Annotated in this window: 15 protein-coding genes; 7 read left to right on the top strand and 8 right to left on the bottom strand. The window is 43.9% G+C overall.

Features of this window, described 5'->3' with window-relative positions; all coding sequences use genetic code 11:
• Positions 1-90 precede the first annotated feature (90 nt).
• From JMY02_RS08520 to JMY02_RS08490, 7 genes are all read right to left on the bottom strand, one after another.
• Positions 91-1,134: a methyltransferase domain-containing protein gene (locus JMY02_RS08520; RefSeq protein ID WP_201597176.1), complete on the bottom strand. Its 1,044-nt coding sequence runs from the start codon at positions 1,132-1,134 to the stop codon at positions 91-93.
• 94 nt (positions 1,135-1,228) lie between these two features.
• Entirely contained in the window at positions 1,229-1,894 is a 666-nt protein-coding gene (locus JMY02_RS08515; protein WP_201597175.1) for a TIGR04282 family arsenosugar biosynthesis glycosyltransferase, read from the bottom strand.
• Positions 1,895-2,110: 216 nt separating this feature from the next.
• Positions 2,111-2,830 carry a TIGR04283 family arsenosugar biosynthesis glycosyltransferase gene (locus JMY02_RS08510; RefSeq protein ID WP_265087963.1) on the bottom strand — a complete coding sequence of 240 codons (720 nt, stop codon included), beginning with the start codon at positions 2,828-2,830 and terminating at the stop codon, positions 2,111-2,113.
• A 92-nt stretch (positions 2,831-2,922) separates the two neighbouring features.
• Positions 2,923-3,918 carry an arsenosugar biosynthesis radical SAM (seleno)protein ArsS gene (gene arsS / locus JMY02_RS08505; RefSeq protein ID WP_201597173.1) on the bottom strand — a complete coding sequence of 332 codons (996 nt, stop codon included), beginning with the start codon at positions 3,916-3,918 and terminating at the stop codon, positions 2,923-2,925.
• An 87-nt stretch (positions 3,919-4,005) separates the two neighbouring features.
• Positions 4,006-6,045, bottom strand: coding sequence for a TRAP transporter permease (locus JMY02_RS08500; RefSeq protein WP_021813882.1), 2,040 nt, complete (start codon positions 6,043-6,045; stop codon positions 4,006-4,008).
• Positions 6,017-6,559 (bottom strand): DUF1850 domain-containing protein, encoded by a 543-nt coding sequence (locus tag JMY02_RS08495; RefSeq protein WP_040642128.1) that lies wholly within the window; start codon positions 6,557-6,559, stop codon positions 6,017-6,019. Before JMY02_RS08495 ends, JMY02_RS08500 begins: the two co-directional genes overlap by 29 nt.
• Entirely contained in the window at positions 6,540-7,550 is a 1,011-nt protein-coding gene (locus JMY02_RS08490; RefSeq protein WP_021813880.1) for a TAXI family TRAP transporter solute-binding subunit, read from the bottom strand. The genes JMY02_RS08495 and JMY02_RS08490 overlap by 20 nt, the downstream gene beginning before the upstream one ends.
• 653 nt (positions 7,551-8,203) lie before the next feature.
• Between JMY02_RS08490 and JMY02_RS08485 the strand changes: the two genes are divergently transcribed.
• The 6 genes from JMY02_RS08485 to JMY02_RS08460 all read left to right on the top strand — a co-directional run bounded on the left by JMY02_RS08485 (position 8,204) and on the right by JMY02_RS08460 (position 13,653).
• Positions 8,204-9,154 carry an alpha/beta fold hydrolase gene (locus JMY02_RS08485; protein ID WP_201597171.1) on the top strand — a complete coding sequence of 317 codons (951 nt, stop codon included), beginning with the start codon at positions 8,204-8,206 and terminating at the stop codon, positions 9,152-9,154.
• 148 nt (positions 9,155-9,302) lie between these two features.
• The gene (gene dapD / locus JMY02_RS08480; RefSeq protein WP_201597170.1) at positions 9,303-10,124 is read left to right on the top strand and encodes a 2,3,4,5-tetrahydropyridine-2,6-dicarboxylate N-succinyltransferase; all 822 of its coding nucleotides are present in this window, start codon (positions 9,303-9,305) and stop codon (positions 10,122-10,124) included.
• 217 nt (positions 10,125-10,341) lie between these two features.
• On the top strand, positions 10,342-11,088 hold the full coding sequence (locus tag JMY02_RS08475) for a radical SAM protein (RefSeq protein ID WP_201597169.1): 747 nt from the start codon (positions 10,342-10,344) through the stop codon (positions 11,086-11,088).
• A gap of 54 nt (positions 11,089-11,142) precedes the next feature.
• Positions 11,143-12,249, top strand: a complete 1,107-nt coding sequence (locus JMY02_RS08470) for a multidrug resistance efflux transporter family protein (protein ID WP_201597168.1) — start codon at positions 11,143-11,145, stop codon at positions 12,247-12,249.
• A gap of 15 nt (positions 12,250-12,264) precedes the next feature.
• Positions 12,265-12,900: a trimeric intracellular cation channel family protein gene (locus JMY02_RS08465; RefSeq protein WP_201597167.1), complete on the top strand. Its 636-nt coding sequence runs from the start codon at positions 12,265-12,267 to the stop codon at positions 12,898-12,900.
• A gap of 87 nt (positions 12,901-12,987) precedes the next feature.
• The gene (locus JMY02_RS08460; RefSeq protein ID WP_201597166.1) at positions 12,988-13,653 is read left to right on the top strand and encodes a trimeric intracellular cation channel family protein; all 666 of its coding nucleotides are present in this window, start codon (positions 12,988-12,990) and stop codon (positions 13,651-13,653) included.
• Between the two features lie 39 nt (positions 13,654-13,692).
• On the opposite strand, the gene recJ is transcribed toward JMY02_RS08460, so the two are convergent.
• Complete coding sequence (gene recJ, locus JMY02_RS08455; RefSeq protein ID WP_201597165.1) at positions 13,693-15,519, bottom strand: single-stranded-DNA-specific exonuclease RecJ; 1,827 nt, start codon at positions 15,517-15,519, stop codon at positions 13,693-13,695.
• 308 nt (positions 15,520-15,827) lie between these two features.
• Here recJ and JMY02_RS08450 point away from each other — a divergent pair, with 308 nt between their 5' ends.
• Entirely contained in the window at positions 15,828-16,343 is a 516-nt protein-coding gene (locus JMY02_RS08450; protein ID WP_021813976.1) for a DUF697 domain-containing protein, read from the top strand.
• Positions 16,344-16,383: the final 40 nt, after the last annotated feature.

The raw sequence follows: 16,383 nt of genomic DNA, 5'->3' as shown, positions 1-16,383 counted from the left end.
TCAGTATAAAAACGAGCCAGCGGGACTGGAATGAATTTTTCGCAGCCTCTGTTTGCGAAGGCACAGCAAGCTAGAAAAACTTATACCAGTTTAACAACAACCACCCACACCAGATGCTGGCATCATAGTTTGACTAAACGGCATCAGCTCACCGCAACCTGCAAAAATGCCGTAGTGGCGGCTGTCATCACCGATAAATTCAAAATGCGGGGCAAAGCGGGATTCTTGTAGCATGCGAAAGGTATTACCACACACAGGAAATACTCGACCAGCCTCAATAGCATGGTGCTTATCGAGATCAAAACGGTGTGGCGACTGCTCAATAGATCCTTTATATATTACCGCTTGTCCATAGTCTTCACAGGCATCTTCAAGTGCTGCAATCTTAAATAAACGATAAGTAGCAGAGAAAAACTGTATATCACCGATTTTAGCCGCAAGCGCAGGGTCAGTAATTTCAAGCGGTCGATCTTCAACCAAACGCGGGTCTAAAAACTCTGCCCCTCTTGCCAGCCTGATAAAGTCTTTCCAGTACAACGCGCCGCTCAAACACTCGCCATACAATACCGGATCATCAATCAGATGTTGCGGGATACGGCGATCGGCATACACATCAGAAAAATAAAACTCGCCGCCCGGCTTAAGTAAGCGCTGCACACTCGCCATGACTGCCGCTTTGTCTGGTGATAAATTGATGACGCAATTGGAGACAATAATATCGAAGCTACCAGCAGCAAGATCTAATTCGTCTAACTTTTCGATATACCCATGCAAAAACGTCACATTATCATAGCCAAACTTATCGATATGATAGTCTTGATGCTGTTTGGCGACTGCCAACTGTTCATCGGTCATATCGACACCGACTACGTGCCCCGTCGCGCCAACCAATTGCGCCAGCGCATAGACATCTCGGCCTGAACCACTTCCTAAGTCCAAAATTCGGCAGCCTTCAAGCAGTGTAGGACACACCAGTCCGCAGCCATAATAACGGCTCAATACTTCATCATGGATATTTGCCAGTAGCGGCTTTAGCCACTCAGGCATATTGCTGATATCACAACACGCCGAGGTCTTTAGATCATCCGTACCTTGTAGTTCTTTACCATAGTAGTTTTGCACAACGTCATGCATAACAATATCCTTATTAATAGCAATATCCAGCTAAAATTTAGTAAATGGGCGTAAAAAACCATGCTGCGACATATGTTTGATTTATTTATTAAAATTATTTGTCAGTAATCTTATGCCAATTTACTGGTAAGTGCTGTAAATCTTCAGGCTCATCAATATCATGTAAGGGTGCTAATCGCGCTAGTGTCCAACCTAGTGCAGCAATACGCTGCTGCGTCACTGCAGCTACGCTAGCGGTACTCCAGCTGATGTTTAAAAAAAGACTTTCATCAACTTGTTTGAATCCGAGTAACACATAACCACCATCTGAAGCAGGTATCATGACCGCATCGTGTTGATCTAGCTCCCGTACCGCTGCTTGAATACGTTCTGTCGTGAGACTAGGACAATCAGATCCTATCAATACGACTCTTTGATATTTTCTAAATGCATTATGACTGGCAGTAAGTAGACGCATGCCTAAATCGCCCTCTGCCTGAGTAGACCATTGGAGCGAGTCAGGCAAATTAAGCGTTTGCCAGCAAGGATCTATTGGCGCTGGACTCACACATAGATCAATCGTAAAACCCGTTGCGACCGCTTGTTCGACACTATACAATAATAGCCGCTTTGCCATATGCGCGGCACCCTCCACACCCAGTGCTGGCTGTAAGCGAGTTTTTGCCATATCACGTGCCGGATATTTAGCAAATAATATAACACAAGTGCTTTTATGCCGCGTTTGTGGGTCAGTTGTCGCTTTGCAAGGGCTTGAATACATTATTACAGGTCTCTTTACTGACTTACTTTCGATATTTATAGGGCGTGTCTTTATCTTAAAAATGGTGATAACAATGAGATAAATTGCCATCCGAGGAAAATGGCTGGTTAATATCGAGATATTAACCAGCCATTTGGCAAAATTTAGCCATTTTTAACCTATTTAAATGACTATCGATTGAATTGAGGACGTGCCCTGTATTAAGTGCTTACCATTTCAATGCTTATAATAACGCTGCTTTAAGATGTCAGGCGCTACGCCGCGCCAATAATCAAAACGCAAATGCCACATCAAAAAAATTGTACGAAAATTGCCATGTTGCTGCCAACGCCGTGCTGACGTCGTCACTTTGCTATGTAAGCAAGCAGGCCGAGCAATATTTTTTAGGCGCTTGCACAGCTCAATATCTTCCATCAATGGCTGATCGGGATAGCCATCCAGTCGTTCGAACACAGATTTTTTGATAAAAATAGCTTGATCACCAGTTGCGATTCTCACTAGCCGTGAGCGCTTATTAATCATTATCCCAACAATCTTTAATAACGGATCAGGACTGTCCAAGCGCACATCAAAACGTCCCCAGTCATACTCAATCATTGCCTGCTTTACCTCATTTATGGCATCCATCGGCAACTGTGTATCAGCATGTAAGAATAATAAAACACCACCGGTCGCCAGCTTTGCACCTGCATTCATTTGCCGAGCCCGTCCAGCAGCGGATTCGACAACCTGCCAGTCAATCGCAGATTGAGCAGTCTTTAATGATTCTTTGAATAAATGGTTAGCCACAGTAACCGAACCATCCATTGACCCACCGTCAACCAATATGACTTGCTGCGGCGCTGGCTGAAGTGTTGTGACATGGGCAATTAGCTGGGGCAGGTTATCTGCTTCATTGAGCAATGGAATAATGATAGAGAGTTTCAATGAATACACCGTCACAATAGGTATCAGTCAGCCGATATTGATTAAAATTTTACCTTACTTCTGTACGCGTGTACCTATCTACATCGTCTTAACATGAACTACTAAACTGTCATGTCTTCTATCGTTTTCTCTGCCGACTCTTCTTCTAGCGCCCCACCACAACTACTTCCTTGCCCTGCTGTACAGCCATAACAATGGTCAGCAATGGCAATCTCGTCACCAGAAGGGTTTTGGGTCAGTAGATCACTTAGGTGTCGCCGTGACTTATTGGGTACAGGAATTTCTAGCTGCTGATTAAAGTCACAATCAAACAATTCGCCCAGCCAGTTGACACTAATAGTCGAGCGACACATGACCTCAGCTAAATTGGATGCCACATAGTTTTCTTTGAGCAAATCCATATACGAGTGGAATTGATTTTTAGCCAAGAGCACCGCGCCAAAACGCTGAATCGGCATATTGGTCAATGCAAATAGTTGGTTAAAATCGATATCAAAGTGTGCTTTTAACTCACGCTTGTAATCCGCTTCGAGCTGCTGCTGGTTGGGTGGCAGCGTTGCACCTTGTGGGTTATAAACCAAATTTAATGTCAAATTTGAATCAGCTTTGCCATAGCCCACGTTATTAAGCTTTTGCAATCCTAATATACTGTCATCAAACGCGCCCTTGCCACGCTGTTTGTCTACATTTTCTAAGGAATAACATGGCAAGGATGCCACTACTTCGACTTGATTGTCTGCTAAAAACTGCGCCATGTCCTCATAACCATCCTCCATAAGAATGGTCAAGTTGCAGCGGTCTATTACTTTGACGTTCAGTGCGCGAGCTGCTTTAACCAAATATTTAAAATCTTCATGCATCTCAGGCGCACCGCCTGTCAAATCAAGCGTATCGATATTTTGCGCTTGCAAAACTTTGGGGATCAGCTCAACCAACTCACGTGACATCATTTCCGTACGATAAGGACTGGCGGCTACGTGACAATGGACGCAAGACATATTGCATAAGTAACCCATATTGACCTGTAATATTGTCAATTGACGGCGTTTGATAGCCGGAAAGTCAGTATGCTCAAGTAATTCGATGGTCGATTTCATAGTGGTATAAAACCCTGTTAGTCACACAATTAAAAATACAATAGTACAAACATAACACATCAAAAAACAAAATAATGGACAAAAAAGTTAAGCATTCAAAGGCAGCGACGATTTACTCGTTTTTATATTGAACAAAGCAATAGCAATGACGATAACGCCCCCTACGATGCCAGTAGTGATCTCCGGATAGATCAACAACAAAGCGCCAAAAGCTAGGATAACGCGCGTCAGTGGATTCATATCACCTTTAAAATAGCCCTCTAATGCCGAGCTTAATGCGATGACTCCAGTAACCGACGTTACGACTACCGTGATGATGTCTAAAATAGGGGGCAGTGGGAAATCTTTCGCCGTTACCGCAAGACCCGTTGGATCGATCATCAGCATCGTTGGATTGTAAATAAACATAAACGGCACGATAAATCCGGCGAGTGCCAGTTTGAGTGACAAAAACCCTGTCTTCATCGGATCACCGCCAGATATACCCGCGCCAGCAAAAGCTGCCAAACATACAGGCGGTGTAATATTGGCAAAAATACCAAAGTAGAAAACAAACATATGCGCCGATAAAATTGGAATATCAAACCCTGCCAAGGCTGGTGCTGCCATTGTAGCCGTAATAATATAAGCTGGAATCGATGGCAATCCCATACCCAAAACCATAGATGCCAACATGGTTAAAATTAGGGTGAAAAACAGCGATCCTGCGCCAAGCGTCACAATAGATGATGTCATCACTGTCCCAAAACTGGTCAGACTCACCACCCCGATGATAATGCCGACGACCGCACAAGCTGCCATCACCGCCAATGACTGACGCGCCCCGTCTTCTAGCGCGCCCAAAATATCAGAAAAGCTCATACGGGTTTCAGCACGCAACATGCTTATCACAACCGTAAAGCCGATGGTATAAGCCGCTGCATAACCCACTGGCACATTTCGGATTAATAAGAAAACCAAGAAGACAATCGGTAGTAGCATATGACCGCGCGCTTTGAGCACTTCTTTGACGGCGGGCAAGCTTTCTTTAGCGATACCTTTCAAATCACGACGTCCAGCACGAAAATGTACCTGCGCAATGACACCCAGATAATACAATATTGCGGGTAATAATGCCGCCAATGCAATCGTGCTATAAGGCAGTCCTGTGGTCTCTGCCATAATAAAAGCACTCGCACCCATAATCGGTGGCAATATCTGTCCACCAACCGAGGCGCTGGCCTCGACTGCGCCCGCAAAGTCTTTGTGATAACCGACCTTTTTCATCAATGGAATAGTAAAAGCGCCTGTACTCACCACATTTGACAGCGCTGAACCGTTGATACTGCCCATAAAGCCACTAGAAATGACAGCCACTTTTGCAGGACCGCCTTTTTTGTGACCAGCGATTGCCAGGGCTAAGTCATTAAATAACTGCCCCATTCCTGAGCGCGCTAAGAACGCCCCGAAAAGAATGAACAAGAAGATAAACGTTACTGACGCACCAATCGCAACAGAATATAAACCTTCTGTCTTTAGAAATAACTGACCAAAGATATCTCCCATATCATAAGGGCGTGTCAGTAGCCTATCTGGCATAAAATCCAAATGACTGACAAACGGATAGGCCAAGAATATGCCTGCCAATATAGGCAAAATCCAACCGGTAATACGGCGGCTGCCCTCTAGCACACAGATAACGGTAATCAGTGAAAATATCACATCAACCTGATTTGCCATACCGCCACGCGAGGTGACAATATCTTGGTATTCGTATATCAGATAAGCCATCCCTGATAAGGAAAAAGCAAACCAAAGCCAGTCATACCATGCCACCCGCTTACGACTGCTTTTTTTACTTGCTGGAAAAATCAAAAAAATCAGGGCAAAACCAATACCCACATGCACAGAACGCTGTAGCAATGCTGGCATCGGATTGAAGGTAATATACAAATGAAAGAGTGAATATAAAATGCAGAGTCCAGCAATGATGTATTTGACTGGCCCTTGAGTGATGTGCCGCGTAATTGACTCTCGGTCGTATTTTTCTAATATTGCTCGATTGACAGCGTCAGCCTCAGCATCTTTATCAATATGAGCGTTTGGCAGAGTAGCCACGCTACCGTGATCCGTCACTTGGGAGTTCATGGCACAAGTCCTTTTGAAATCTATCAATGAAACCATACGCTTTGGGTATGATCGTTACTTCAGAATAGTCTGGTACCCATCGGTGAATGAGAATTCGATAGTTATCATAATCAATTTCGCCTTTAGTCAGCCTTGACACCACCCAATTGAGGCTGGGCAGCTTTTCATTGATTTGATAACCCAGATAGCCAGGTTTTTGTATGGGAGCAAGCGTTTCGGTGGAAGGTGTACCTGCACCAAACGCTTCAAAATATGTGGTGGTCAACAGCAGTCCATCACGCTGACGTTGGTACTGCTCCTCCCACCACTGCTTTTCTACCGAATGCATCCAGCGCAATTGAAAGTTAGGCTGACTGAAATAACAGACCTGATCGCTCGTTCCATCAGCGCCTGCAACTCGCACCTCAATCACAGGCTGACGGACAAGGAGCTGCCATAACATAACACCAACCAGCGCAGCAATCATTGCTGCACCAATGAGCAACCATACCCGCTTATTTGGCGGCTTGTTCATCGTAGTATTTCTTCGCACCAGGATGAATAGGCGCAACCATGCCCTCAGTAGCGGTTGCTAAGCTGATATCATTGGCCGCTTGGTGAGCGGTTTTTAAACCTTCCAAGTTATCAAATAACGCTTTGGTCAACTTATAACCATCTGTTTCGGACAAATCAGAGCTGACCAATAACGCATTCATGATAGCAGCCGTTGGAATTGCAGCGTCATTGCCATACGTGCCAGCAGGAATCTCAAAAGTTTTAAAGTAAGGCTTGGTTGCAATGATTTCTTTTAGTTTGTCTTGGTTAATCGTGACTATCTGTAAGTCTAAACCCTGTTCTAACTCCATCAATGACGAGTTTGGTAAACCACTACTAAAGAATGCCGCTTCGATTTTGCCTGCTTTCATGCCATCAGCCGCTTCAGCAAAACCCAAATAATCAACGGTCACATCATCATAAGTGATACCGAAGCCTTCTAGCAGGGTACGAGCATTTACTTCCGTTCCAGAGCCCTGATCGCCTACCGCAATACGCTTGCCTCTTAAGTCTTCAATATTTTTGATACCGGATTTTTGGGTCGTGACGATTTGCACCACATTGGGATACAAAACCGCAATCTGTTGAATATTGGTTATCGGTTGATCAAAGTTATTTTTGCCTTCGACCGCGTCTGTGACCACATCACTCAATGCCAACACCATGTCGACTTTGCCTTGGGTCAATAAGTTGACATTTTCTACCGAAGCGCCTGTGGTTTGTGTTTTAGAATTCACCCCAAAGGTTTTGACATAAACTTCTGATAATGACGTACCGATGATATTGTAAGGGCCAGATGCTCCGCCTGTGGCAATGGTCAGAAACTTGGTATCCAGCTTATCGGCAGCGGCAGCACTATCTGCTGACGTACTGTCAGTGCTTTCTGAACTTGGAGAGGAACATGCTGTGAGACCTAAAGTGGCACTCAGCAGCGCTGACAATAGTAATGGGGATTTAAAAGAGTTGATCATTGCATTCATCCTTGAAGTAATCGATTGAGTATGTCTGATGGCATTAATATGTAAATATTAATACGTTACATTCTGTAATAATATAGCAATTTTTTAGATAAAAAAACCTTCCCTACTTTCTTTTTACGCTCAAACCCCAATAGTTAACGTTATTTGCGTCAGAGAATAGCCGTTTATTTACTCTATTTAATTGCAATATACATCGTTTTAATTATGATATATCGTTCTGCTATGCGAAACAAAGTTTCATTAGTTAAACCATTTAAGCAAAATTTAAGTATGTTGTAAACCTCTATCAGTAATCAAATAGCAACCAGCTCATTTCTTGATAAACATTTATCTCAGCGAAGTGCTATTTAAGGTACGTTTGTTTTATTTTGAACGGCCTATCTCTTAAAATGCGTAAATATCTTAAATAGCATTGACCCCACAAGGCTTTGTCGCTAAATTGTTCCTACGTTTATTCCCTTAAAAGTGCTATTTTCATGCACATGGCTTACGACGATAAAAAAGCAAAATGATTTATCAGCATTCAATACCCTCACTTATGATGACAGCCGTATAATGAGCTAATTGTTTAAATGCTGTTTAAAATGACGATTTATCTTGCTCATAAAGATTACACACCATTAAAACCTTTCAAGGAATTGTATATGAACACCGATACAAGTAACGATCACATTCTCTCTTCCGATAACACTCACTACTTGCATCATGATTTTTTTGAACCAAGCAATAAAGACATTACTATAAAAGCGACTTTACTGATTGTGCATGGTATGGCAGAACATAGCGGTCGCTATGCAGATTTTGCTCAATTTTTGGCAAATAATGGCATCGCTGTGGCAACGTATGATCAGCTTGGTCACGGTCAGACTGTTAAAACCGAAGTAGACTTTGGGTTTTTTGGTGAGGAACATCCAGTACAGTCTCTCTTAAAAGACGTCATTGTCATGGCAGATAACGTAAAAGCACGCCATCCTAATGTTCCTCATTTTGTCATGGGTCATTCCATGGGTTCTTTTATTGTACGCAACGTACTCAAGCATCATGCGCACAATTTCACAGGAGCCATTCTAATGGGCACAACCAATGCCAATCCATTGACTAAAGTGCTACTTCCCATCAATAAAATACTGGCGACCGTAGCGTCCAGACAGCCAAATACCATGCTCGCTAAGGCTATGAATAAGGTACTCAACAGTAGACTTAAAAATCGCACCTCTACGTCACAATTTGCTTGGTTGAGCGAAAACGCTGCAAATATTACTGCTTTTGAAGCCGATCCAATGACAGGCTTCGAATTTACCAACAATGGCTTTATGACATTATTTGCTTTAATGGAAGCGAGTTTGCATAAAAACTGGGCGACAACGATACCCAAAAACTTCCCGATGCTCTTTATCAGCGGTAAAGAAGATCCCGTTGGTAATATGGGTAAAAGTATTCGTAAGATGGTCACGCGTCTCAATAAGCAAAACTTTAACAATGTAGATATTCAACTCTACCCAAACATGCGCCATGAGCCACTGCATGAAAAAGACAATCAAACCGTCTATCAAGATATCTTAGTGTGGATAAAGAGTCATCTTTCAGATAATTAAGATCAGCATCACGGTTTGCGTGTAACTTGTTTGCTAAAAGTCGCCAAATTAGCGACAATATGGCAAGCAAGTCTTTCGTACCTGTCAGACCAGCCATTTAACTATAATATTGAGCACTCTCTCCCTTTCATTTACTTTAGGAATTTTTATGTCATTACAACAAACAATCGAACAAGCCTTTGAAAATCGCAATGAATACAGCCCAAGCAATATGCCACAAGACGTGCGTGACACCATCGAACAAGTGCTTGAGCAATTAGATAATGGCAGTCTGCGCGTTGCAGAAAAAAAGGATGGCGAATGGGTCGTGAACCAATGGGCAAAAAAAGCTGTTCTACTTTCTTTCCGCCTAAACGACAACTACGTCATGTCAGCGGGCGAGCACATACAGTTTTATGACAAAGTACCGACCAAGTTTGCCAACTGGACCGAAGCGCAATTCAAAGAAGCTGGCGTACGCGTTGTACCGCCAGCCGTAGCACGTAAAGGCTCATACATCGCAGCAGGTGCGGTATTGATGCCATCGTATGTCAATATCGGCGCTTATGTTGATCAAGGTGCGATGGTTGATACGTGGGCGACGGTTGGCTCATGTGCTCAAATCGGCAAAAACGTGCATCTGTCAGGTGGCGTGGGTATCGGCGGTGTGTTAGAGCCATTACAGGCGAATCCTACTATTATTGAAGACAACTGCTTCATCGGTGCACGCTCTGAAATCGTTGAAGGCGTGATTGTAGAAGAAGGCGCTGTCATCTCTATGGGCGTCTACATCGGTCAATCAACCAAAATTTATGACCGCGAAACGGGCGAGATTCATCGTGGCCGTGTACCAGCAGGTTCAGTCGTCGTCCCAGGCAGCTTACCGTCAGAAGACGGCACACACAGCTTGTATGCTGCTATTATTGTTAAAAAAGTTGATGCGCAAACCCGTGCAAAAACATCTGTAAATGAGCTATTACGTTTGGCCTAAATACTTGGTAAAAAAAATTATTCTTGTTCCAAAAAAAAGATGCTGGAGAAGACTCCCGCATCTTTTTTGCAGCTTAATATCAGGGGTTACGTTATAATCCGCTTTTTATTGTGGCTTTATACAAACGTAAGATCAACTCCACTATAAACTGTCTTTTTTATTACGATTGATACCTGCTTAATCGCTTTATCAACACTTAACTGTATTTGAAAATATTATGAGCGAGTCACTATTACGCACCGCCGCTATTCCTGTTACTGATCCAGAAGCGGGTCTACGTTTGACAGAAATTTTTTACTCATTACAAGGTGAAGCACTGACGTCGGGCTTACCGACGATATTTGTGCGTCTCACTGGCTGTCCGCTACGCTGCGTTTATTGTGATACCGAGTACGCTTTTACGGGCGGTGAACGTCAATCATTAGAAACTATTATCACAACGATCAAAAGTTATCCTTGCCTGCGTATTTGCCTCACTGGTGGCGAGCCGTTAGCCCAACCAAATGCGATTGAATTGATGAAACGTTTGCTGAGCGATGGCTATGAAATCTCGCTTGAAACGGCAGGCGCACTCACGGTAGCCAATGTACCATCAGCAGTCAGCAAAGTGATGGATCTCAAAACCCCAAGTTCAGGTGAAGTCGATAAAAACCTGTGGTCAAACCTCGACTATCTGACTCAGCATGACCAAATTAAATTCGTCATTATGAACCGTGAGGATTACGACTGGGCAAAAGCCAAACTGTCTGAGCATCAATTAGACAAACGGGTCGGCACGGTTTGGTTTTCTCCGATGTTCAACGTCGCTGATGATGTCGATGAAGCGGCTAATAGAGAGATGAGCAGCTCCGATGTGCCCGTATTGGCGCGTGAACTGGCAGAATGGATATTAAAAGATGCCCTGCCCGTGCGCTTCCAGTTACAACTGCACAAAATTATTTGGGCGGATGCCAAAGGCAAATAAACGACTGAAATGCTGCATGAACTATCTGAATAAATAGCGAGCCAAGGATAAAGCATGATCAAACTCATTTTATTGGGCCTATTGGCAGGTGCGTTTTTTAGCTCAACGTTTGTGCTAAACGAGGTGATGAGTGCCGCTGGTGGACATTGGTTTTGGTCAGCCAGCCTACGCTATGCTTTTATGTGGCTGATTCTGACGGCTATCATTGTTATGCAACATGGCTTTGGGCGTATAAAATCGCTGACGGCTATCTTTTGTCAACATTGGGGCTTTTGGTGTGTGACCGGTAGTATTGGTTTCGGTGTATTTTATACAGGCATCTGCTACGCTGCCGATCATGTTGCAGGTTGGGTAGTTGCCGCTACCTTTATGTTTACCGTGGTCACAAGCCTGCTCGTATTAGTAGCGTTTGGACAGCGCTTTGACAAAAAATTCATCGTATATGCGCTCTTGGTTTTCATTGGCGTGGTAATGGTGAATGTTAGCGAAGGTTTGCACGCCTCTGCCATAGCCGATGTCAATGCCGTTCCCCTGGCTGATATGCTGCTCTATGGGGCACTGCCTGCACTCATTGCCGCTTTTAGTTATCCAATTGGCAATCAGCTGGTTTGGCAAGCCTCTTATAACGCCAAGCAGCACAAAATTAAACAACATGATAGTTCGCAAAAATCGCAACCCATGCGCGCTGAGACGGCACTATTAGCCACTGCTCATGATGCAATTGATAGTGCCATCACTACCCGTGACACTGCTAATATCTCTGCAATGCAAACCTTAATCGGGCGTATTCCTGTTATCGAGACAGACCTATTACACAATGCGTTTAACAAAGTATGGCTAATGACGCTTGGTAGTTTGCCATTTTGGCTGCTGTTAGGTCTCATTGTGCGTCCTGATATGCCTGACACTTCACAGCTATTTAACACCTTACTTGTCGCTTTATTGGCTGGTGTGGCGGCAACCAGCCTCTTTTTGTATGCCCGCGAAAAAGCAGAAACGTCAAGTGAAGTGGCTGGGGTTGATGCGACGCAAGCCAGTGAGGTGATATTTGCCTTGATTGGCGGCATGATATTGCTCAATAACGCCCTACCTTCTGCCATGGGCTTGATGGGTATCGGACTGATTATCATCGGGCTGATATTATTTGCCAAAGATGGATGAGACCAGAATATTACTATGATGACTAATTTTATTTTTCCCGATATTCTGCTGTATTTGCTTGATATGGTTGGCATAATTGCTTGCGCTATCGCAGGCACCTTGCTCGCCCAGCATAAAGGTTTTGATATTGCTGGCTGCATCTTAGTTTCAATGGTCAATGCCATTGGCGGTGGTACGCTACGTGATATGGCGTTAGACCGTCATCCATTATTTTGGATGACTGACCTCAATTATGTAATCGTCATTACAGTGACGTCTCTTATTTTACAAATATTTTTTCACCTATATCATAAGATTGATAATGCGCTTAAGTTATTTGATGCGATCGGCTTGGCAGCCTTTAGTGTTATTGGTTTTAAGATAGCATTGACCCAAGATGTGTCGCCTGTAATCGCCATTATGATGGGCGTTTGGACAGCCATTATTGGTGGTATGTTGCGTGATATTATTTGTAATGAAATACCTCTGGTACTCCAACGCGAGATTTATATATCTGCCAGTATTGCCGGATCTGTCACGTATTTAGTTCTACAGCACTTTGGTGTCAACGCTGGTATTAATGAGTTCATTATGTTGTTTGTTATCTTTGCTATACGTATGCTGGCGCTTAAGTTTGATTGGCACTTGCCTTCTATTCGCCTCGTTGCGTAAATCGAGTTGACGACCATTTTAGAGTTAGTTTAGACTTAGCACGCTCCATATCGATTGACAATAATTCACAGTTAGTGAGACTTGCGTATGTTGGCTATCGCCTTGGACCCTACGGTATTGATTACCACTTTTAACCCGCGCTCTTTGATATATTTGCTGGATATGATCGGTATTATCGCTTGTAGTATTTCGGGTACGATACTGGCCAAGCATAAGAACTTCGACGTGTTTGGCTGCTTGCTGGTATCCATCGTGACAGCTATCGGCGGCGGCACAGTCCGTGATGTCATTTTGGATCGTCATCCCTTGTTTTGGATGGTGGACATGAGTTATCTGACCGTCATCACCATCTCTTCGCTGGTCATGCAGATATTTTTTCATCCCAACTCTAGACGAGTCGATAGATTCCTAAAACTCTCAGATACGATTGGGCTGTCCGCTTTTACATTAATTGGTATCAAAGTCGCTGATAGCATGGGCGCAAATGTACCCGTGGCATTGTTGCTAGGTGTTATCACCATCATAGTCGGTGGCATTATTCGCGATATGATTTGCAATGAGATTCCGCTGGTGCTACAGCAAGAGATTTATATCAGCGCGGCATTGACGGGCGGTATTCTCTACTTTGCGCTAAGAAACTTGGGCGTGACAGACTGGGTAGTTGATATCGCTACTATGAGTACGATTTTTACCTTACGCATGTTAGCGATACGTTATGACTGGAAGTTTCCGACACTTGAGTGGAAGTATTAGAAGTACGAAAGGCATTTCATGTTCAAAATATTTAACATATCAACTGTTTTCTACTACCGCCAAATCCTTGACCATGAGCTGCAAACTTTGTTTACCATTCCACTCATTGATATCCAACTGAAATAATACATGCACTTGCTTGGCACGGTAATCCCAAGCGCTGCTATCAAAATTAAAATAAATCGCCTCAATTGGATACTGCACGTCAGGATAGCGCAGTGACAACTTGAGATGCTTGTCCTTTAATACCTTAAAGCTCAACACCTCAAATATGCCATCAAATATCGGCGGCGCGAAGCCATGACCCCAAATACTGGCCTCAGCCAAATGCTCAGCAAACCATAAGCTAAAATCACTCGCCTGCAAAGGCCCGTCCGTGAATTTTTGCTCGGCAAACACCGTATGATCTATCTGTGCCATGACGTCATCAAACGCTGCCTCAAATGCCTCAAAGTTATGACGCTTGAGCGTCAAACCTGCTGCCATCGCATGTCCACCAAAGTGGCTGATAAGGTTAGGATAACGCTCAGCAACTTGCTCAATCGCATCACGAATATGCACACCAGCAATCGAGCGGGCTGAGCCTTTGATAGCATCCTCATCGCCAGTTTTCTGTGTGTCCGCTGGGGCAAAAACAATGCTGGGCAAATAGTGACTTTCCTTCAAACGTCCCGCAACGATACCGATGACGCCTTGATGCCAATCGTCTTGATATAAAACAATACTGCGTTTATGGTCGTTATCAGTAGTTTTCTCAGACTGATTATGAATAATGATATCACTACTTTCACCAGCCCTAGTACTAGCATCATCAGCATTAGCATCAACCGCCAATGTCTGCACAATACTATCCGCTTGTGCGCGCATCTCGCCTTCTACCTGACGACGGGTACGATTGAGCTGTTCAAGTTCCTGCGCCAAACGCTGCGCGGTGCTCCAATCCTCTGTCAATAAACACTCAATACCGATACGCATATTGTCCATACGTCCAGCGGCATTAATACGTGGACCTAAGACAAAACCAAAATCCTGTGCGTGTAGTTGTTTAGGGTCACGACCTGCTTGCTCTAGTAAGGCTAAGACGCCCAAGCAACAGCGCCCTTGACGGATAGCAGCCAGTCCATGATGCACCAAAATACGATTGTTTTTATCGAGCACACCCACATCGGCAATCGTTCCAAGCGCTACCAAATCCATATACTGACTAACCTGTACCGTAGACTTGCCAGCCTCACGGCGCAATTTTGCCAAACGTCCAAGCACATAAAATGCCACGCCCACCCCGACCAGCGCTTTACTGGTAAAGTGGCAATCAAGTTGATTGGGATTGACCACTGCTTCCGCAGGTGGCGTCTCTTTAGTCGTGAGATGATGATCTGTGATAATAACGGTAATGCCGTCAGCCTGCGCTCGTGCTACACCTTCATGACTGGAAATACCATTATCTACCGTCACGATCATTTCTGGCTGATAGGTCTTGATCCCCAGCTCAACAATCTCTGGCGTCAGCCCGTAGCCATATTTGAAGCGATCCGGCACTAAAAAATCGACCACAGCACCCATCTTTGTGAGTGCACGCATCATCAGCGCTGTGCTGGTCGCGCCATCACAGTCAAAGTCACCAACGATCAAAATGCGCAGGCCGTCATCAATAGCCACATCAAGCAAACGTACCGCTTCTGCGACACCGTGCAATTGCTCAGCAGGTAATAGGCCGGACAACCCTATATCAAGCTCAGCAGGCTCAGTGATGCCGCGTGCCGCATATAAGCGAGCAAGCGTTAGTGATTGGGCAGCGAGAGGTTGCAACGCGGTCGGTAACTCGTCGATGCAAGTTTTTGTATAACGGGGGGTTAAATTTAGCATGGGCGTATTCTACTGGCTTTAGGAGAGGCTCACAATGACAATTTTTATTGCCTCAGTTTATTATTTGTGATTTTGCCCTCATATTTTAGATACAGCGGTTCAGAATATATTTCGCTGAATTTGATAAATAAAGTGTGAAGTCCACCATTAAATAACGTTATATTTACAAAAACGGTGCACAGTAAGCGTAATTTCCTGCATTTTGCTACAAAGCACTAATTGTATGCCGCTCATAAATCCATAAAATAGTAGCCATCTGAAATACTTGTTATCCAACTTAATCCATTTATGATTTATAAGGAATTTTTATGAAAACGACACCTCTTGCGGAAAAATTACCAAATACTATCGATCCAAATTTAGACCTTGAACAAGTTAAAAAAGAATGCCAAAAATTGGTAAAAAAGCGTGCCAGAGTATCTGCTGGTGTGGCTATCGTTCCTGTACCCTTTTTTGATGTGGCCGTTGATGCCGGTATGCTCACTCAGCTTGTCCCTGAAATTAGTGAGCGTTTTGGTTTGATTGAAGATCGCAAATCAGCAATCGACTTACAATCAAAAGAAATACATTGGAGTGCGGTTAAAGATCGTACTGTCGACTTTGCTGGCCTAATGGCAACACGTGGTCTTGTCAAAAAAACCATTCAAGGTTTTGGTGGTCGTATTGCCGCCAAACAAGTCACAAAATTTATCCCGTTGGGTGGTCAATTGGTGGCAGCGACCTTGGGTTACACGATCTTTAAGAAAATCGCGAACGATCATATCAATGAATGCTATAAATTGGCCAAAGACATTCAACAAAAACAACATGGCAAAAACGTCTAAAAACGGTCAAACAATCTTGTATACCTGTAGCCAGTTAAGA

The organism is Psychrobacter vallis, assembly GCF_904846715.1.
Classification (GTDB): domain Bacteria; phylum Pseudomonadota; class Gammaproteobacteria; order Pseudomonadales; family Moraxellaceae; genus Psychrobacter; species Psychrobacter vallis.
This window is presented reverse-complemented; position numbering and strand designations above follow the sequence as displayed.